This is a genomic window from Olleya sp. Hel_I_94, from assembly GCF_007827365.1.
In the GTDB taxonomy this organism is placed as follows: Bacteria; Bacteroidota; Bacteroidia; order Flavobacteriales; family Flavobacteriaceae; genus Olleya.
The window spans coordinates 486,873-507,628 of sequence record NZ_VISI01000002.1; the positions used below are offsets into that span (position 1 = coordinate 486,873).

The window sequence follows — 20,756 nt, forward strand, 5'->3', positions numbered from 1 at the left end:
AAAATAGGTATAATAATTTTTTTTGAAGAATAGTCGTTGAAACCCTTTAAATCGTTGTATTTTTGCACATCTTAAAATTTAAAAATTGCAATTAATTAATGTCTACTAAAACTCTAGAATTACAAGAACGTACAGAAGGAAAAAGTCTTTATAGTTACCAAAAAGGAGCAATCGATAAGATTTTTAAATGTTTTGAAGAAGCGCCTGAAGATTATCATCTATTATATCAACTACCTACAGGTGGTGGAAAAACGGTTATTTTCTCTGAAATTGTAAGACAATACTTAAAACACCACAAAAAACAAGTGTTAGTAATGACACATAGGATAGAATTATGTAAGCAAACATCAAATATGCTTTCAGAATTTGGTGTAAGTAATAAAATTGTAGATAGTAAAGCAGATTTAAGTGATCAAGGTGATTTTAATTGCTTTGTAGCAATGGTTGAGACACTTAATAATCGTTTAACAGATAATAAGCTAGATATTTCAGACATTGGACTAGTAATTATTGATGAGGCACATTACAATAGTTTTACTAAGTTATTTAAGTTTTTTGAAAAATCGTTTATTCTTGGTGTAACTGCGACACCTTTAAGTAGCAATATTAACCTTCCAATGAAGGATAATTATAACGAGCTAATCGTTGGAGAAACCATCCAATCATTAATTGAAAACGAATTTTTAGCGCGTGCCGAAATATTTTCATACAACGTTGGATTAACCTCTTTAGTGGTTGGAGCTAATGGTGATTATACCGTAAAATCATCAGAAGATTTATATACCAATACTGATATGCTAACTAAGCTGATACAAGCTTATGAAGAGCGTTGTAAAGGTAAAAAAACATTAATATTTAATAATGGTATTAATACCTCATTACACGTATATGATACCTTTAGACGTGCTGGATATCCAGTAGCACATTTAGATAATAACAATACTAAAAAAGAGCGTAAAGCCATCTTAAAATGGTTTAAAGAAACGCCTGATGCCATCTTAACTTCTGTAAGTATCTTAACCACTGGTTTTGATGAGCCAACAGTAGATTGTATCATGCTTAACAGAGCAACCAAGTCCTTAACATTGTACTATCAAATGATTGGTCGTGGATCACGTATATTAAAAAACAAAAATAAGTTTATAGTTATCGATTTAGGTAACAATTTACACAGATTTGGACCTTGGGGAAGTGATTTAGATTGGCATAAAATTTTCCGTTCTCCAAATTATTATTTAGATGGTATTTTAAGTGATGAAGAACTTGAAAACAATTTTAGATATGAAATGCCAGAAGATTTGCGCGAGCAATTTAAAAAATCTGACCATGTGTATTTTGATATTAAAAAATGCTACATTGATAGTATTAGAGCAGGAGAAAGCTCTAAAGTTGTATTAGAGCGCTCCATCCAACATCATGCACATATTTGTACAGAAAATAGTGAGGATTTATGGGATGCATTAGCTTTAGCTAAATTATTGGGTGACGATATAGATTACCGTATTTCTAGATATACTAAGTGTATAAGTAAAAGCACGTTTAACTTTGTAGAATGGTTAAAAGACGATTATCGTAAAAAATTAAACGCCTATTTACGTACTAATTTTGATGAGATTTTTGAAGAAATCAATGGTTTTCCACCAGAAGATTAAATCTTAAATGTAACAGTATTCAGTCGCAGTTTGCAGTTGCTTACTTTTGTAAAAACATATTAATAACACAGACTAATTACTATTTAATTATGACTTTTAAAGACCTTGGTTTAGATAAAAACTATATAAAATCTCTTAAGGAATTAGGGATTAAATCGCCAACCGAAATTCAGGCACAAGCGATTCCTATGTTATTAAAATCATCAACCGATTTTATTGGTTTAGCACAAACAGGAACAGGTAAGACAGCTGCTTTTGGACTGCCATTACTACATAAAATTAATCCTAAAAAAGATGCAGTCCAAGCGTTAATAATTGCGCCTACTAGAGAATTGGTTCAGCAAATTAAAAAACAACTATTTAAATTCACCAAGTATAACAACTCTAAAATATTTTTGGAAGGTGTATATGGTGGCGAAAAAATAGACATTCAGTTACGTAACGTTGCTAGAACCACACACATTATAGTGGCTACTCCAGGTCGATTAGTAGATTTAATGACGCGTGAGGCTGTAGATTTATCTCAAGTTAAAACAATTGTTTTAGACGAAGCAGATGAAATGCTAAGCATGGGTTTTAAAAATGATTTAACGACTATTTTAAAAGGCGTTACAGGTCAAAAAAACACATGGTTATTTAGTGCTACAATGTCTAACGATTTAAAAGATATTGTTAAGCGTTACATAGCTGACGAAGCTATACGATTAGAGATAGATAGAAGTAGTGTAGTAAACCAAAACATATCTCATTATTTTGTTGAAACGACGTTGCACGAAAAATCGTCTACATTAATTAGACTTTTAGAAGACAGAGAAAACCAACGTGGAATAATTTTTACAAAAACAAAAGCTGGTGCACAAGCACTAAGACATCAATTAGAAACCGAAGGATTTAACGTTGGTGCTTTGGAAGGTGACATGCAACAAAAAGAGCGTGATAAAGTCATGCGTGCTTTTAAAAATACAACCTTACAATTATTAATTTCTACAGATGTATCTGCTAGAGGTATTGATGTTAATGATTTAGCATTTGTAATTCATCATCAATTACCAGAACATACTGAATATTATACACACAGAAGTGGTCGTACAGCACGTGCTGGTAAAAAAGGAGAATCTATTGCATTAATTTTAGGTAATGAGCATAGTGATCTTAAAAAAGTAGAAACCACATTAGGTATTAAATTTAAACAACTATCTGTTTAATTATAAAATTAAAAAAAGCGACTTAATTAAGTCGCTTTTTTTGTATATACATTTTAGCATTAATTAATGCGTATTCATTTTTCCTTTACGTTTGGCTAATTGTCTTTCTAATTGATTGACAACTTCACTAACACTTTTGTGTAAAGTCTCTTTGCTTTCTTCAGCAAATAATCTAGGACCAGGAGCACTAAGTCTAATACCTGCAATTTTACCAGATTTATCATCATTAGTATTTTCTAATTTAAAAAATACATCAGCACGTACTATAAATTCATATTTATTAAAAAGTTTTTGGATTTTTTCAGTGGTAAATTCCTCTAAAGCCTCACTTGCTTTTACCTTGTCATATTCAAAATTGATATCCATATATTTAGATTTTAAGATTACTTAAAGATAATTAAATTCAATTTCATTTCCATTTAATTTATTAAAAATTTAAGACAAAAAATTATTGATTATCTTTAAACCACAATCAAAAAAACTTTAAATAATGCGTACAATTAAAATTGCTTTACTGCTAATGTCCTTAACAGTAATCTCTTGCAAAGATTCAGGTACCACTGAAACTACAAAAACCGAAGATTTTAAAATCAATTATGAAAAATTCACTCTAAAAAATGGTTTGGAAGTAATCCTTCATGAAGACCATTCTGACCCAATTGTAGCTGTTGCTACCTTAATGCATGTAGGTTCTAACCGAGAAAAACCAGGAAAAACAGGATTTGCTCACTTTTTTGAACATATGTCTTTTAACGACTCAGAGAATGTTCCTGTTGGAGCCAATCGTAAAATGATACCAGAATGGGGAGGAAGTCGTAATGGTGGAACTTCTAATGATTATACTGTGTATTATGAAGTTGTTCCAAAAGACGCCTTTGAAAAAATCATGTGGATTGATTCAGATCGTTTTGGTTATATGATTAACACTGTGACAGAAGCTGCTTTAGAGCGCGAAAAGCAAGTGGTTAAAAACGAAAAACGCCAACGTGTTGATAATGCAGCTTATGGTTATACAGATGAAATTATTAGAAAAAACCTATATCCTGAAGGACATCCTTACAGTTGGACAGTTATTGGTGCCTTACCAGATTTACAAGCAGCAACTATCGATGATGTTAAAGCCTTTTACCAACAATATTATGGTGCAAAAAATGCATCTTTAGTTATTGCTGGAGATATTGATGTTGCTGAAACTAAAAAATTAGTAGAACAATGGTTTGGCGAAATACCAAGTGGACCAGAAGTTGAAGAGCAAAATTTTGAACCTGTTGTATTAAACGAAACTAAGTCGTTATACTTTGAAGACAATTTTGCTAAACTACCAGAAATAAGACTAGTGTATCCTACATTTAAAAACTATCATGAAGACACTTATGCTTTGGATATTTTAGGTCAATTACTTAGCGGAAGCAAAAAATCACCTTTATATAATGTGATTGTTCAAGAACAAAAATTAGCACCTAACGTTGGCACTTACCAAAATAGTAGTGAATTAGCAGGCGAGTTTGTTTTTAGAGTACGTGCTAATGCAGGAACAGATTTAGATCAAGTTAAGTCTGCTATTGACGATGGTTTAAAACGCTTTGAAACTACAGGAGTTAATTCGGCAGATTTAAAACGCATTAAAGCTCAATTAGAAACAGATTTATATCAAGGTGTAAGTACTGCGTTAAATAAAGCATTTCAATTAGTTCAGGATAACGAGTTTAATGGTGATCCTAGTTTTATTACAGAACGTGCCAAATTAACTAATGCTGTTACAGAAGCAGATATTATGCGTGTGTACAATACTTACTTAAAAGGTAAACATGCTGTAATGACTAGCGTTGTACCTAAAGGGCAATTAGATTTAGCTGTAGCTGAAAGTAAAGAAGCAACGGTTTGGATTGAAGAGGTTAAACAAGACGTCGCTAACGAAGAGGTGAGTCAAGGTGAAGAAGCGGTTTACGAGAAAACACCTAGTAAATTTGATAGAAGCGAACCTGATTTTGGTAAACTTCCGGTATTTAAAGCACCTGCAATTTGGAAAGGTGAGTTAGAAAACGGAATGGCTTTATATGGTATAGAAAATAACGAAGTACCTTTAGTGCAGTTTGATATTACAATTCCTGGTGGACAATTATTAGATCCAAAAGGAAAAGAAGGTGTGTCTAATTTATTTAGCGATTTGATGATGCAAGGGACAAAAACAAAAACTGCTGCGGATTTAGAAGAGGCTATTGGTTTATTAGGTGCTAATATTAATATGTATAGTGCAAATGAGGATTTTCATATTACGGGATCGTGTTTAACTAAAAATTTAGACGAAACTATAAAACTAGTTAAAGAGATTATTTTAGAACCTCGTTGGGATGCTAGTGAGTTTAGTAGATTAAAACAAGCATTAGAAACCAGTTTAAAGGGTAGCGAAGCTAACCCAAATGCAATTGCATCTAATGTATTTGACCAATTAATGTATGGTAAGGATAACCGTTTTGGAATTAATAGTTCTGGAACCTTACAAAGTACCAAGGACATTACAATGGAGGATTTAAAAGCTTATTATAAAAATTTATCTCCTAAAAAGGCATCATTCCATATTGCTGGAGCGATTAACAAAACGCAAACCATAGCTGCTTTAAGTCCTTTAAAAGCATGGGAAGGAGAGACTATAAATGTACCAACATTAGCGGTTCAATCAACTAATACAGGCGGAACACTATATTTTGTAGACGTTCCTGATGCTAAACAATCGGTATTATATATTGGTAAATTAGCGTTATCTGGAAAAGACGAAAACGCTAACAATCTTGATTTTGCAAACGAAATCTTAGGTGGTGGATCAAGTGGTCGCTTATTTCAAACCCTAAGGATAGGTAAGGGTTATACTTATGGTGCGTATTCTGGTATTACAAATCGTGAAGCTGTTAGTCCTTTTGCTATTAGATCAAGTGTTCGTGCCAATGCAACTTTAAAGTCTCTAGAAATCATTAAAAACATGGTTAAAGACTATAAACAAAGCTTCACAGACACTGAAGTCGAGTTAACCAAAAACAAAATTCTTAAAGGTAATACTAGAGCTTATGAAAGTTTAGGTGCACAATTAGGTATTTTAAGACGTATTAGTAAATACAATAAAGACGACAATTTTTTAGACACAGATCAAGACGAATTATTATCTATGAATCTGGAAAACTACCAAGCAATTATAGACCAATATTTAAACGAGTCTGAAATGGTATATCTAGTAGTTGGTGACAAAGCTACTCAATTTGAGGAAGTTAAAAAATTAGCTAAACCTGTGGTGCAATTAGATATATACGGAAACAAAATATAACCACTCACTATATATAGTTCTTAAAAGCACAATGTAATCATTGTGCTTTTTTTTATGCTTTACAATTACTGTATATGTAAATATTGTAAAGGTCTAAGATAATTGTATAATGGATTTAGTAGTGTTTATATCCATCTTTGTAGTATAACAATTAGTAACCATTAAACACTAAAATTATGAAGCTAATAAGCATATTATTCAGTCTATTTTTTGCTTCCACAATAGTAGTAAACTCTAATGCTGTTAACACTATGGATCATAGAGGTATTACAAAACAAGTCGTTTATGATGGCTATGATGGAAGAATTTTTTACTTCACAGATATAAAAGATAACACAATTATTATTGAAGATATTAACGCAAGTAAAACCTTAAATAATTATAATCTAGAAGCCAATAAACACGTTGGTAAAGCCTTTAATTTAACTGTAAAACAAAGTACAGAGGATAACATCTACAGCGAAATTGAAGTCGTATCTATTAACCTAATAAATCAATAAATTATGAAAGCATTTAAAAACATAAAATTTGCCCTAATCGCATTTATCGCGTTTAGTTGTCAACACACAGTTAAAGGACAAACTCCAGAGGTTGTTAAACAAGCATTTGAAGCTAAGTATCCAAACGAAAATAATCCAGATTGGGAAGTTGATGCTAACGGAAATTATGAAGCTCAATTTAAACAAAATGGCGAAAAATATAGAGCAGATTTTAGTCCAAGCGGAAATTGGATTGAAACCGAATCGAGCATTAAAAAAGACGACTTGCCTAAAGCTATTAGAGACATTATTAAAAACGAATATGGTAGTGAAGACATTACCGAAGTAGAGCATGTTGATAGTGCGTCAAAAGGCGAATTTTATGACGTAGAGTTTAAGCAAAAAGGTAAAAATAAAGATGTCGAGTTTAGAGCAAACGGAACAATCATAAATTAGTATTGCCTTTAGTTAATAAAGCCCAACTAACCATGTTGGGCTTTTGTAGTTTTATAACCAAATACCATCATGACAACCACAAAAACATTTAAACTTTCAAGTTTACCAAAACTTTTGTTTACCACAGCTAAGTCTTGGTATAAAAGCGAACCCTTCCAACGTAGCGCAATCGTTGCGTATTACGCCATTTTATCCTTACCAGCTTTAATTATAATTATATTAAATTTAGTAGGATCTGTTTGGGGACGTGATATCGTACAAGGTGAATTGTTAGATGAAATCGCTAAAGCCATAGGTCCTGACACTGCCGAAACCATTCGATTAATGATAGTTGGTCGTGGTAATGAAACCACATCATTGTTTACAACAGTCGTTGGTATAGCAACCTTATTATATGGTGCAACAGGAGTCTTTTTTCAGCTTCAAGCTGCTTTTGACAAAATTTGGGATAATGAAGCGGATTATGCCAATGGATTTATAGCAACCCTAATTAGTCGTTTAAAAAGCTTTGGTTTTATATTAATTATTGGATTCTTACTGCTAACTAGTTTTTTACTAACTTCATTATTAAGTACGTTTAGCAATCAATTACAACGCTTTCTTCCAGATAATGTCGTAGAATACCTGTTTGCTTTTGATTTTATAATATCTATTGGATTTATATATGTATTATTTGCTGCTATGTTTAAGTTTTTACCATCTGCAACCATTTCATGGAAGTCGGTTAGGGTAGGTGCATTGTTAACCACGCTACTTTTCTTATTAGGTAAATATCTATTAGCTATATATTTTAATACCATGCAACCAGGATCCACTTATGGAGCAGCAGGTTCTATAATATTAATCATGCTTTGGGTGTCTTATACTAGCTTGATACTATTGTATGGAGCACATTTTACAAAAACCTATGCTAATACTTTTATTAGGGATTAATATTAGGTATTTAATATTTAACTCATGTGTCAATATTGTAAAGGACAACAATAATTGTGTAACAGGTAAAGCTACCTTTTTTCTGACCTTTGTTTAAAACAAATTCAAACCAATTAATTATAAAACGCTATACAAATAGCAACACGTTTTTGATTAATTATAAAACATAAAAAGCTGTGATTAAACCAAGAGAAAAAGCACCAGAATTACAAATCAAATTAGTAAACAATACAACATGGAAATTAAGCGATCAGTCGCCAGAAAATTTCACGTTAGTATTATTTTATAGAGGTAAACATTGTCCTGTTTGTAAAAGTCAGTTAGAAGAACTTCAAAAAAAGTTAGATAAATTTACAGATAGAGGCGTAAATGTTATTGCCATCAGTTCTGATACTGAAGACGTCGCAAAAGCAACACATAAAGAATGGGACATTTCAAATATTCCGTTAGGCTACGATTTTTCAATTGACGAAGCTAGAAAATGGGGATTATTTATTTCTTCAGGAATTAAAGAAGAACCAGAATTATTTACAGAGCCTGGATTATTTTTAATTACACCAGATCAAACCGTGTATTGGGAATCTATCCAATCTATGCCATTTGGAAGACCAGGTTTTAATGATGTCTTAGGTGGTATTGACTACATATTAAAAGCGGATTATCCTGCTAGAGGAGAAGCCTAAAACCTTAGGATTAAACAAAATTTGATCCTACAACACGATTAGCCTTTCATTAAAGGCATTTCAAAACACGCTTATTCATATTAAAGTCTGACTTGGACATTACTAAGCGTATCACTAACTTAAATATAAATTTACATGAGTAATACCACAGATAAAGGATTTACAACTATTAATCCAGCAACCGAAAAAACAATAAAACAATACGATTACATGACAGAAGACCAAGCCATTAAAGCTGTGGACAATTGTCATGAAGCTTTTTTAGAGTGGAAACTAAAACCGTTAGAAGAACGCGCAACCATTATAAAAGCAGTTGGTAAAGCATTAATGGATGTAAAGGACGAGTATGCCGAATTAATGACTCAAGAAATGGGTAAATTAGTTAGCCAAAGTCATGACGAGATCGAGCTTTGTGCTGGAATTTGCGAATACACAGCAACTGAAGGTATCAAACAACTACAAGACGAAGTACGTACCATGGAAAATGGAGGAAAAGGAATCATCCAACAAGCACCTTTAGGCGTTATTTATGGTATTCAACCATGGAATTTTCCATTATACCAAGCCATTCGTTATGCGATAGTAAATTTAATGGCAGGAAACGGAGTGTTATTAAAACATGCTAAAAACGTAACAGGATCTGCATTAAAGCTTAAAGACGTTTTTGAAAAAGCAGGATTACCTAAAAATCTTTTTACGGTTTTAATTATAGATCACGAAACATCTGATAAAATTATCGAACATAAAGCAGTTAGAGGTGTTACGCTAACAGGAAGCTCCAAAGCTGGTGAATACGTAGCACAAAAAGCAGCCAAAGCGTTAAAAAAGACAGTCTTGGAGTTGGGTAGTAATGATGCCTATTTAGTATTAGACGATGCAGATATTGATTTAGCAGTACAAACAAGCATACAAGGACGTACGTATAACAACGGAGAAACTTGTGTAGCAGCAAAACGTTTTGTGGTAGTAGACAAAGTGTACGACCAGTTTAAAGACGCGTTTGTTAAAGGAATGAAAGACATTAATTTTGGCGATCCTATGGACAAAGACTCAAAATTAGGACCCATGGCTAGAAAAGATTTAAGGGACAAAATTCACCAACAAGTAGAAGACAGTGTTACTAATGGAGCAACTATTTTATGTGGAGGTACCATTCCTGAAGTTACAGGATATTATTATCCTTCAACCGTTTTAGGTGACGTAAAACCAGGACAACCAGCATATAGTGAAGAGCTATTTGGACCTGTTGCTTCACTAATTAAAGCAAAAGATAACGAAGATGCTATGCGAATAGCTAACGACAGTCGTTTTGGACTTGGAGGCGGAATTTTTAGTAAAGACGAAGACAAAGCCATCCAATTAGCAAAAGACCATTTTGATACAGGAATGATAAACATTAACTCTTATGGATTAGCACATCCAAACATGCCATTTGGAGGAATTAAAGACTCTGGTTATGGACGTGAACATGGTGGATTTGGTATCAGAGAGTTTGTAAATTCTAAATCTATTATGTTGAATAATAGCAAATAAATTTTAATAGCGTAATAGCTGTCGTATATAAAAGATCAAGTTGAAAAGCTTGGTCTTTTTTTTGGTTTATGGTGTAATTTAAGATAGCATGAATCACTCTCATTTAAAAATTAGAAACAATTAGTTTAAAATTAAATTCAATCCTTTTTGTTTAAATCCCTATGTATTTTGTAGTTTTAATTTTTCTAAACAACTGTAATTATTGTAGTTCTTATTGTATCATAATTATAGTCTTTTTTAGTGGTTTATAAGTAGAAAAAATCTCTTTATAGTTCTATTTTAAGAGAAAAATTGAATTAAAATGAAAAACGAAAATCAAATAAAATGTCCTAATTGTGGGACTTCCATAGATGTTCAAGATATTTTATCACATCAATTAGAAGAGGAAATAAAACAAAAGTATCAGTCGCAAATTGCTGCGGAGAAAAAACGATACGAGAGTCAGCAAGAGCAACTTAAACAAGAGAAGTTAGATTTTGAACAAAAGAAAAAGCGTGAGAATGTGTTATTTCAAGAACGTCTAGAAAATCAGCTTAAAGAAGATAAAAAAGAAATTGAAGCAAAGCTAAAACTTAAATTAAAGGAAGAGCAATCGGACCAGTTTGCTGCGTTACAAAAAGAGTTAAACGAAAAATCTGAACAGGTCAAAGAGTTAAACCGCTCTAAAGCAGAAATTGAAAAGCTTAAAAGAGAAAAAAGCGAACTTAAAGAAGCTGCTGAGGCGGAAGCACAAAAAAAGCTTAACGAAATTCTAGTGGCTGAAAAAGAGAAGATTAAAAAATCTGAGGAAGACAAAAACGAATTGCGTTTTAAAGAAATGCAAAAGCAATTGGAAGACCAGAAAAAGCTAACTGAAGAAATGAAACGTAAGCAGGAGCAAGGCTCTATGCAACTACAAGGTGAAGTGCAAGAGTTAGCAATAGAGGAGTGGTTAGCAGCTCAGTTTCCGTTAGATACTATCGAGGAAATTAAAAAAGGTGCCAGAGGTGGAGATTGTATCCAAATTGTACATACTAGAACAGAACAAAACTGCGGTACTATTTACTACGAGAGTAAACGCACAAAAGATTTTCAGCCTAGCTGGATAGAAAAATTTAAAGCAGACATTAGAGATCGTGGAGCCAATATTGGTGTGTTAGTGACTGAGGTCATGCCATCAGATATGGACCGAATGGGTTTAAAGGATGGTATTTGGATTTGTAATTACGACGAGTTTAAAGGGTTGTGTGCTGTGTTAAGAGAAGGAATTTTACAAGTTAATAACGCTATTATCACACAAGAAAACAAAGGTGATAAAATGGATTTATTATATGATTACTTAACTAGTAACACCTTTAGAATGCAAATTGAAGCAATTGTGGAAGGTTTTACACAAATGAAGTCTGATTTAGAGAGTGAAAAACGATCGATGCAACGCATTTGGAAGCAAAGAGAGAAGCAAATCGAGAAAGTGGTGACCAATACCATAGATATGTATGGCTCTATTAAAGGTATTGCTGGAAATGCAATACAATCTGTAAAAGCTTTGGAATTGCCTGGTTTTGATGAAGATGACGATTAATTATTACGTTTTTTTACATAAATATTAATTTTTATTTCACTGAAAATCAAATAATAAATGAGAATTATAACTCATTATCTAATTAATGGCACTATACTTGCATAATATTAAGTATTAATAAATAAATTATATTACAATGAGTAGAGGTACAGTAAAGTTTTTCAACGACACAAAAGGATTTGGTTTTATTACTGAAGAAGGAGTAGACAAAGATCATTTTGTACACATTTCTGGATTAATCGATGAGATTAGAGAAGGTGATGAGGTTGAATTTGACTTACAAGAAGGAAACAAAGGATTAAACGCAGTTAACGTAAAAGTTATCTAAGATATATATTCAGTACAATTCAAGAAAAAGGTTGCCTAAAAAGGCAGCCTTTTTTTATGCGCAAAATTTAAGATCTATTAAAACTAGGGACTGAAAAGGTTTAGACATCTAATAGATTTATTTTGGCATAAAATTACAAACAAAAAAAGGTTGTCCAAATGGACAACCTTTTTTATTAATATATAAAGCGAAGCTTATTTTAAGCTTTCTAATAATTTTTCTGCAACTAACTCAGACGATGCTGGATTTTGTCCAGTAATTAAATTACCATCTTGAATAGCGTAAGCTGCCCAATCTTCTTTTTTAGAGTAGATTCCACCATTTTTACTTAACATGTCTTCCACTAAAAATGGAACAACCTGTGTTAAGCCAACAGCATCTTCTTCAGTATTTGTAAATCCTGTTACTTTTTTACCTTTAACTAATGGTTCTCCATCTGTTCCTTTTACATTTTTTAATGCAGCAGGAGCGTGGCATACAAATGCTACAGGCTTATCTTGAGTATTAAATTTTTCGATTAAAGCGATTGACGTTTTATCGTTTGCTAAATCCCATAATGGTCCATGACCACCTGGATAAAATACAGCATCAAAATCGTCAGCATTCATGTCTGATATTTTATGTGTATTAGCAATTAATGCTTGTGTTGCTTCGTCTTTATTGTAACGCTCAGTATCTGCAGTAGCAGCATCTGGTGAGTCACTACTTGGATCTATTGGAGCTGCACCTCCATTTGGAGTGGCAATAGTAATTTTAGCACCTTTGTCTAGTAATGTGTAATATGGATTTGCGAATTCTTCAACCCAAAATCCTGTTTTTTTCCCTGTATCTCCTAATTTATCGTGAGATGTTAATACAAATAATACGTTCATAGTTTTTTCTTTTTTAGTTTCTGTTTTTACTTCTAAAACGCTTTCAGAAGTTGTTTTATCCTTACAGCTAGTTGCTGTAACAATGGTTAGCGTTAAGGCTAATGTTTTTATTAAATTCATTTTAATACTACTGAGTATATTTAATAATAATAATAATATCAGTTTGAGTGCAGTTAAAAACCTTAGAATTTTTGCTGTTATAGCACTTTAACTACACCCAAAAATGATAATATGTTTAGTATGCCATTTTTACAATTTTTTCTGCATCTTCAGGCATTAAAGCTTGACGTTCGCCTAATTTCCAACCTCTAGCTTTAAAACGTTTAGCAACTTCTTCAGCAGTACCTTCATAATCTTTAGTATAGTCAGATAATTTAGTATCAATACCTAACTCATGGAAAAATGCTTCGGTTTTAGCAATAGCTTCATAGGCTTTATCGTCTGTACTACCTTCAGTAATATTCCAAACACGTTCTCCATATTGTGCTAATTTTTCTTTTTTAGCTTCAAAATTATATTTGTAATGACTTGGTGCAATTACAGCTAAGGTACGTGCGTGATCAATTCCGAATAAAGCTGTTAACTCGTGACCCATCATGTGGATTGCCCAATCTCCAGGTACTCCTTTTTGAATAAGTCCGTTTAATGCCATAGTGCAACTCCACATAAAGTTAGAGGCTGCTTGGTAATTTGTAGGATCTTTTAATACTGTTGGAGCTACCTCTACTAATGTTTGTAGTATACTTTCTGCAAAACGATCTTGTAATAAAGCTCCAATTGGATATGTCATATACTGTTCTAAAACGTGTGTGAAAGCATCTGTTAAACCATTTGCTAATTGACGTTCTGGAATAGACGTTATTACTTGTGGATCTAATATTGAAAACACTGGAAATAAACCAGGTCCTCCCATTGCTAATTTTTCTTTAGTTTCTTCACGTGTAATAACTGCTCCAGAATTCATTTCGGATCCTGTTGCTGGTAATGTTAACACAGTTCCAAAAGGCATTCCTTTTTCAGTTCTAACATTTTTAGTTAAGATATCCCAAGGTGTATCACCATCGTAAACAGCAGCTGCAGATAAAAATTTAGTTCCGTCAATTACAGAACCACCACCAACTGCTAGTAAATACGTAATGTCTTGATCTTTAATAACTTTTAAAGCGTCCATTAATGTTGCGTATTCTGGATTTGCAGGAATACCTCCAAACTCAGTAACATTAACATCTGCTAAAGCGGTTTTTACTTGATCGTAAATTCCGTTTTTCTTAATACTTCCTCCACCATAAAGTAATAATACTTTTGCATCTGCAGGAATTTCATTTTTTAATTGTTCTATTGTATCCTTTCCAAAAATAATTTTGGTTGGGTTTTTAAATTCAAAATTGTTCATCTTCTTTTTCTTTTGGTTATTATATTTTTACTATCATTTTTCCTTTGTTTTTACCTTCAAATAAATCGATAAAAGCTTGAGGAATATTATCGAAACCATCAACGATAGTTTCGGTATAGGTTAATTTGTTTTCAGATAACCAACCTGATAATCTTTGAATGGCTTCTGGGAACTTTTCGGCATAATTACTTACTATAAAACCTTGCATTAACGCACTGTTTTTAACTAAAAACGGTTGTACGCTTAATCCTGTAGGCAATTCAGTATTATTATATACCGAAATGGCACCACAAATAATGATTCTCGCGAATTGATTAATACTAAACATTACAGCATCCGAAATTGGTCCTCCAACATTATCAAAATACACATCAACTCCGTTTGGCGCAGCTTCTGCAATTGCAGATTTCATGTCTTTTGTGGTGTTGTAATTGATACCTTCATCAAAACCGAATTTACTTTTTAGCATATCGATTTTTTCATCTGTACCAGCAATTCCAATAACGCGTAAGCCTAATATTTTAGCTATTTGTCCAACAACACTACCAACAGCACCTGCAGCTCCTGAGACTACTATGGTTTCGCCTGCTTTAGGCTTTCCTATTTCGGTTAATCCTAAATAAGCAGTTAAACCTGTCATACCTAAAATACCTAAATAGGTACTTATTAAAGGTGCTTTTTCCGGATCTACTTTATTTAAACCTTCACCATTAGACACTTGTTGTGTTGACCAATTTAGCATGCCAGAAACATAATCTCCAACTTGGAATTTATCGTTTTTAGATTCTAAAACTTTGGCAACAACACCAGAATGTACAGGCTCATTTAATTTAAAAGGTGGCACGTAAGATTTTGCATCATTCATTCGTCCTCTTAAATAAGGATCTACCGAAACATACGCTACTTCTAATAAAATCTCACCATCAGCTATGGTTAATGTTTTATATTCTTCTACAAATTCAAAATTAGAAAGTGTAGGTTGTCCTTCAGGTCTGCTTTTTAATACTATCGTTTTCATATTCATTTTCATTTAAGTTTTATACTATTCAATAACGGTTACAATCTCATCCATAGGTCTTCTAACCTTAACAAGATTTACTAACCAATCTTCATCTTCTTTTCTGTAACCAATTGGTAATAATACAGCACTACGTAATCCTTTTTCGCGTAATCCTAAAATTTTGTCTACAGCATCTGGCTCAAAACCTTCTAAAGGCGTTGCGTCTACACCTTCAAAAGCTGCAGCAGTTAAAGCCTCTGTAAAAGCTATGTAAGCTTGTTTTGATGCGTGAATAAAGTTTTCTTCTGGATCTTTTTGAGGATACATACCTAATAACATTTGTCGGTAATTTTCCCAACCTTCGTTTTTAAAACCACGAATGTCATTAGTTAAATCAAACATATAATTAATACGCTCTGGCGTATAATGGTCCCAAGCAGCAAAAACTAACAGGTGAGAACAGTCTGTAATTACAGATTGATTCCAAGCTATTGGTTTAATTTGCTCTTTAATATCTTGGTTTTTTACCACAAATATTTCAAAAGGTTGCAATCCTGAAGATGTGGGAGCCAAGCGTGCAGCCTCTAAAATACGCTCTATTTTATCTTCTGCTACTTTTTCACCATTCATGGCTTTAGCTGCGTATCTCCAATTTAATTTATCTAATAATTCCATATATTTAATGTTTGTTTTAGTTGTTTTTAGTAATGCGTTGAATGGCATCTGATGCTATTATAGTATTAGCATGATTGGTGCTATTAGCTAGATTTAACATAGCTTGAGCAATAGTTTCTGGTTCAATAATTTTATATTTTTTTAAGGAACCTATAAATAGCGGTTTTAATGCTTCAAAAATTGAGATTCCTATTTTTTCAAGCGTACGTCTTTCTTCACGTTGGCCTCCAATTAATGAAGGTCTTAAAATAAAGGTTCGGTTGATGTCTTGATTTAGGACATCTTGCTCCATCTCGCCTTTAGTTTTATTGTAAAATATGTTGCTTTTTGCATTGGCACCCATTGCAGATATAACTACAAATGTATCTATGCCATTAGCTTTAGCGAGCTTTGCAGCAGAAACCGGAATCCCGTAATCTATTTTTTTGTAAAGTGATTTATCTGGTGTTTTACTTTTAGTTGTACCAATGCAACAAAACACTTGATGTGCGGTAAAATCGTCTTTAAAATCTTCTAGTTTTAATAGATCTCCAATGTATTGAGTTACCTTACTAGGTAAGCCTTCTATTTTAGATCGTGAAAACAATTTTATGCTGGAGTAATCTTTGTCTTCAATTAATTTTTGAAGTAAAAGACCTCCAGTTAAACCTGTAGCACCTAATATAATTGCTGTTTTTTTCATTTTAATTACAAACTTTTATGCTGTTCCAAGCAGATTGATAGGCTTCTTCTAAATGGGCTTTATCTAATTGAAAAACACCACGTTTTTGTGTAATCATTAAAAACGATAATGGATTTATAGCATAGGCGTACAGTAAATAATCAGATAAAGGTTTTATAATACCTTCTTGTCTTCCGCGTTCCCATAGGTCCAGCAGTGGTTGCAAGTGTTTTATACCTTCTTGTCTGCTTATCTCGTCAATCATTGGTGTGTTATCACATTGTGCCAAAAACATAGCGTTTTCACTTTCTTTTAATTTAAAATCTGCAATACGGTTCCAGATTAGTTTAAAGCCAGCTTCAATAGGCATATCTTTTTTATAAGTCTCAAAAGCATATTTTGTGTAGTCTGCTTTAACTTCGACGTAAGTCTTATTTACTAAATCTTGTTTATTTTCAAAATACAAATAGATTGTAGCAGGTGAGACGTTAGCCATTTTTGCTATTTTACTCATTGGTGTCGCATGAAAACCATTGTTGTTAACCAACTCGATTGTCGCCTTTACCAATGCGTTACGTTTATCTATACTTTTTTGAAGTTTTGCCATTTTTGTTCTAATTCTGATGCAAAGATATACAAAAATGAATGTTCATTCTTTTTTTTAACAAAGATTTAATTTATGATGATTTTATTACAAAACCATAAGATTAAATCATAGTGAACACTAGCGTAAACGTAAAGGCTTAAAGCTAATATAAATGATAGTGTAAATGAACAATAGTGCTAAATACCATGTGTTTACAACTAAATCTAGATAATCAATTTTACCATTTGCAAAACTTAGTATCATTAAGACTTGTGCACCATAAGGTAAGATTCCTTGAATAATACATGCAAAAACATCTAAAATAGAAGCTGTTTTTTTGTTGTCCAACTGATATTGATCGTTGATTGTTTTTGCGATTGGACCAGCTATTATAATAGAAACTGTATTATTAGCAATTGCCATATTAATTGTACCCACCAATGCTGCGATACCTAGTTGTGCAGAGCGTTTACTTTGAATTAAATTTTTAATTTTACTAAGAATATAGTTTATCCCTCCATTTTTTTCCACTAAAGCAGCTAATCCACCTGTTAATAGAGATAACAAAAAGATTTCAGTCATACTGGTGAAACCGTTGTATGCGATTTTAGTAGACTCTATTAATGTGAAATCTCCATAAATAATTCCTAAAAGTCCACCAGCAATAACGCCTAATAGCAATGTTACAAATACATTTATACCAATAACAGATAGTAGGATAACCAATAGATAAGGCGTGATTTTTATAATGGAGTAGGTGTAGGTTACAGCATCTGTCGGCACAGCTTTTAATCCAAAACCTTGTATAATTAAAATACCTATAGTGATTAAAGCCGCAGGCAAAGCGATTTTAATATTTTGCTTAAATTTGTCACTCATTTTACAGCCTAATGACTGTGTTGCTGCAATAGTTGTGTCTGATATTACGGAAAGATTATCTCCAAACATACTACCACCTAGTAATGCACCACATAATATCCCTAAATCTACATTGCTTTTATCTGCAAAACCAATAACAATTGGAGCTAATGCAACTATTGCACCAACAGATGTACCTGTAGATACAGATAAAAAACCTGCTATTATAAACACGCCAAAATAGATGTATTGTATAGCAATATAATCCAGTCCAAGATTTACAATAGCGTCTACACTTCCAGTAGCCTTGGTTATAGTTGCAAATGCACCAGCCAATAAATAGATTAGGCACATGGTTAATATTTTATCATCACCACAACCTTTAAGCAGCGTATTTATTTTAGAGGTTATGGATTGTTTAAACATTAAAAATGCCACAATTATACCGACTATAACAGCAATTGGAGCTGGTAATGCGTAAAAATCGTTTTGATAAATTCCAACACCTAAAAACGTAAATACAAATACGAATAATGGTATTAATGCTGAAAATTTTGGAGTAATTGTTTTTGAATTTGCCATGTTTCCTTTTCATTTTTAAAAGGAAATAGCAGCAAATAAAAGACATATGATTTAACATTTGTTCCAATTACTTGGCTTATCTATTTAGCACCTTGCTTGTTATTGCAGGTTGCTATCTCCTTTTATTGAGATTCTTGATAATTTATTTAAGTCGGCAAATGTATAGCATAAAGCCATACCAAAATATTAAAATACGTTAAAATTTGTAAAAATATAAACGATAAATTATGTTGAATACCTGATTAAAAACTACTGTTTTTACACGTCCGATTATATGAAGTGATTAGTTAAATAGAATTACATAATAGTTTTAAAAACAGACTTTTGCAATTAGAAATATTTACTAGAGATGTCATTGTCTTTGACAAGTTTAGTTTTCAAAATAAAGGTCATAAAAAGATAAAGCGACAAATAATGACAAAACAATATTAAAAAGGTGAAAATTTCGTTATACAGAAAATATTCATTGATTGGAGATAAGCCAAGGTTGAAAATTGTGGCAACACCTGAGGCTAACAAAATAGTACCAGTAGCGTAATTATCACTAATATATATCATAGCAAAAGTGATCGCATAAATAAATAAGCACAACGCACAAATAAACATGAATGTTATGTTATAATTCGGTATTTGATCAATCAATAAATCTACCACTGCATAAATAACATATCCAACTAAAAAAACGCCAAGTATAACAGATAATGATAGAAAAGATTTTAATTTACTTTTTATTAAATACTTTTTTAAAATCAAGGTAAAAAGTATAAGGTATCCTGAAGTTAATAAGCTTATAGCATTAAAATATTTATTATAATCGTAAAAACTTATAATATTAAGAATAAGAAAAGCTAATAAAGCTAGTAGAAATTTAGGATCGGCTTTCTTTTTAGTAATACTTAAATATTTAAAAATTAATATTAGAATAACTATAGGAGAGATATAAATTAAATCTTTTCTAGACGTAAGTGAGACACTCATAATCAATGCTGCTATTACAGCAATAAAAAAAAGGATGTCAAAAAAGAAGATTTAATTTTAAACATTACAAAATGTAATAGATTACATTCAAATATAATTAAATGATTATCAACATATACCTGTTTTGTTAATTTATAATCAGTCTAAAACTAAATAAATTTAAAGTTTAATATATATTTTAGATAAAATTTGATTTAAACAGCTTTAATTTGGCATCTTATTCTTTTATAATTTATAGGAAGAACTTATGATGACGAACAAAATGATTGGTATAGTTGGTGGTGTAGGTAGTTACGCTGGTATTGACTTAATTAAAAAGGTATACGATTTAACAGAAGCAACGTCGGATCAAGACCATTTACCAGTTTCAATGCTCTCTGTACCTCATAAAATTATTGACAGAACTAAATATCTTTTAGGTGAAACTGAAATAAATCCTGGTATTGCTATAGCAGAAATTATATCGTCTTTAATCGCTAGTGGATCGTCTATTATTGCTATTCCGTGTAATACAGCACACGCTAAACCGATTTTAAGCTTGATTGAAAAAAGTATACCAGAATCTTGTGTTTTAGTTAATTTAATTGAAGAAGTTGGACTCTATATTTCTACAAAACATCCAGAAATCACTAAAGTTGGTGTTTTAGGAACTACAGGAACTATTTTAGCAAAAGTCTATCCTGAAGTTCTAGCAAAATACAATATCGAAGTTATTCAACCTTCCGAAGATATTCAGGATTTATTTGTACATCCTTCCATATACGATACATCTTACGGAATTAAAGCATTTTCAAATCCGGTAAACGAAAAGGCGAAAGAAAACCTGAGTATGGCAGCGACCTATTTGTCTAGAAAAGGCGTACAAGCTGTTATTTTAGGGTGTACCGAAATTCCGTTAGCAATCCAATACCAAAAAATTGAAGACAGCTTAATTATTGATGCTACAACCGTTTTGGCTGCTGCTTTAATACGCGAATCTAAAAAAATGGAATTAATAGCTTAATT

20 protein-coding genes and 1 riboswitch are annotated in these 20,756 nt (G+C 32.1%); of the genes, 11 read left to right on the forward strand and 9 right to left on the reverse strand.

Annotated features, from left to right (window positions below):
* The first annotated feature begins 98 nt into the window (after positions 1–98).
* Both JM82_RS05170 and JM82_RS05175 read left to right on the forward strand, forming a co-directional pair.
* Positions 99–1,652, forward strand: coding sequence for a DEAD/DEAH box helicase (locus JM82_RS05170; protein WP_145001668.1), 1,554 nt, complete (start codon positions 99–101; stop codon positions 1,650–1,652).
* A gap of 86 nt (positions 1,653–1,738) precedes the next feature.
* Entirely contained in the window at positions 1,739–2,857 is a 1,119-nt protein-coding gene (locus tag JM82_RS05175) for a DEAD/DEAH box helicase (RefSeq protein ID WP_145001669.1), read from the forward strand.
* A gap of 63 nt (positions 2,858–2,920) precedes the next feature.
* Here the strand turns inward: JM82_RS05175 and hpf are convergent, their stop codons facing one another.
* A complete protein-coding gene (gene hpf, locus JM82_RS05180; protein ID WP_028282178.1) occupies positions 2,921–3,223 on the reverse strand; it encodes a ribosome hibernation-promoting factor, HPF/YfiA family in 303 nt (100 codons plus the stop codon).
* 124 nt (positions 3,224–3,347) lie between these two features.
* Between hpf and JM82_RS05185 the strand changes: the two genes are divergently transcribed.
* From JM82_RS05185 to JM82_RS05220, 8 genes are all read left to right on the forward strand, one after another.
* Complete coding sequence (locus JM82_RS05185; RefSeq protein WP_145001670.1) at positions 3,348–6,173, forward strand: M16 family metallopeptidase; 2,826 nt, start codon at positions 3,348–3,350, stop codon at positions 6,171–6,173.
* Positions 6,174–6,349: 176 nt separating this feature from the next.
* Positions 6,350–6,673, forward strand: coding sequence for a hypothetical protein (locus JM82_RS05190; protein ID WP_145001671.1), 324 nt, complete (start codon positions 6,350–6,352; stop codon positions 6,671–6,673).
* Positions 6,674–6,676: 3 nt separating this feature from the next.
* Entirely contained in the window at positions 6,677–7,108 is a 432-nt protein-coding gene (locus JM82_RS05195) for a PepSY-like domain-containing protein (RefSeq protein ID WP_145001672.1), read from the forward strand.
* Positions 7,109–7,177: 69 nt separating this feature from the next.
* A complete protein-coding gene (locus JM82_RS05200; RefSeq protein WP_145001673.1) occupies positions 7,178–8,041 on the forward strand; it encodes a YihY/virulence factor BrkB family protein in 864 nt (287 codons plus the stop codon).
* A 176-nt stretch (positions 8,042–8,217) separates the two neighbouring features.
* On the forward strand, positions 8,218–8,724 hold the full coding sequence (locus JM82_RS05205) for a peroxiredoxin-like family protein (protein ID WP_145001674.1): 507 nt from the start codon (positions 8,218–8,220) through the stop codon (positions 8,722–8,724).
* Between the two features lie 135 nt (positions 8,725–8,859).
* A complete protein-coding gene (locus tag JM82_RS05210; RefSeq protein ID WP_145001675.1) occupies positions 8,860–10,257 on the forward strand; it encodes an NAD-dependent succinate-semialdehyde dehydrogenase in 1,398 nt (465 codons plus the stop codon).
* A 301-nt stretch (positions 10,258–10,558) separates the two neighbouring features.
* Positions 10,559–11,818 carry a DUF2130 domain-containing protein gene (locus JM82_RS05215; protein WP_145001676.1) on the forward strand — a complete coding sequence of 420 codons (1,260 nt, stop codon included), beginning with the start codon at positions 10,559–10,561 and terminating at the stop codon, positions 11,816–11,818.
* Positions 11,819–11,954: 136 nt separating this feature from the next.
* Positions 11,955–12,146, forward strand: coding sequence for a cold-shock protein (locus JM82_RS05220; RefSeq protein ID WP_145001677.1), 192 nt, complete (start codon positions 11,955–11,957; stop codon positions 12,144–12,146).
* 194 nt (positions 12,147–12,340) lie between these two features.
* Here JM82_RS05220 and JM82_RS05225 read toward each other — a convergent pair whose 3' ends face one another.
* The 8 genes from JM82_RS05225 to JM82_RS05260 form a co-directional block, all read right to left on the reverse strand.
* The gene (locus JM82_RS05225) at positions 12,341–13,138 is read right to left on the reverse strand and encodes a type 1 glutamine amidotransferase domain-containing protein (RefSeq protein WP_186439178.1); all 798 of its coding nucleotides are present in this window, start codon (positions 13,136–13,138) and stop codon (positions 12,341–12,343) included.
* A gap of 115 nt (positions 13,139–13,253) precedes the next feature.
* Complete coding sequence (locus JM82_RS05230) at positions 13,254–14,411, reverse strand: iron-containing alcohol dehydrogenase (RefSeq protein ID WP_145001678.1); 1,158 nt, start codon at positions 14,409–14,411, stop codon at positions 13,254–13,256.
* Between the two features lie 19 nt (positions 14,412–14,430).
* Positions 14,431–15,429: an NADP-dependent oxidoreductase gene (locus JM82_RS05235; RefSeq protein ID WP_409994620.1), complete on the reverse strand. Its 999-nt coding sequence runs from the start codon at positions 15,427–15,429 to the stop codon at positions 14,431–14,433.
* A gap of 24 nt (positions 15,430–15,453) precedes the next feature.
* Entirely contained in the window at positions 15,454–16,086 is a 633-nt protein-coding gene (locus JM82_RS05240) for an NAD(P)H-dependent oxidoreductase (RefSeq protein WP_145001680.1), read from the reverse strand.
* 16 nt (positions 16,087–16,102) lie between these two features.
* Positions 16,103–16,768 (reverse strand): NAD(P)H-binding protein, encoded by a 666-nt coding sequence (locus tag JM82_RS05245; protein WP_145001681.1) that lies wholly within the window; start codon positions 16,766–16,768, stop codon positions 16,103–16,105.
* Between the two features lies 1 nt (position 16,769).
* Positions 16,770–17,354 carry a TetR/AcrR family transcriptional regulator gene (locus JM82_RS05250; protein WP_145001682.1) on the reverse strand — a complete coding sequence of 195 codons (585 nt, stop codon included), beginning with the start codon at positions 17,352–17,354 and terminating at the stop codon, positions 16,770–16,772.
* Positions 17,355–17,471: 117 nt separating this feature from the next.
* The gene (locus JM82_RS05255; protein WP_145001683.1) at positions 17,472–18,773 is read right to left on the reverse strand and encodes a Na+/H+ antiporter NhaC family protein; all 1,302 of its coding nucleotides are present in this window, start codon (positions 18,771–18,773) and stop codon (positions 17,472–17,474) included.
* Between the two features lie 47 nt (positions 18,774–18,820).
* Positions 18,821–18,919: riboswitch (SAM-I-IV-variant riboswitch) on the reverse strand.
* Between the two features lie 184 nt (positions 18,920–19,103).
* Entirely contained in the window at positions 19,104–19,751 is a 648-nt protein-coding gene (locus JM82_RS05260; RefSeq protein WP_145001684.1) for a hypothetical protein, read from the reverse strand.
* Between the two features lie 247 nt (positions 19,752–19,998).
* Here JM82_RS05260 and JM82_RS05265 point away from each other — a divergent pair, with 247 nt between their 5' ends.
* Entirely contained in the window at positions 19,999–20,754 is a 756-nt protein-coding gene (locus tag JM82_RS05265; protein ID WP_261375321.1) for an aspartate/glutamate racemase family protein, read from the forward strand.
* Positions 20,755–20,756 lie beyond the last annotated feature (2 nt).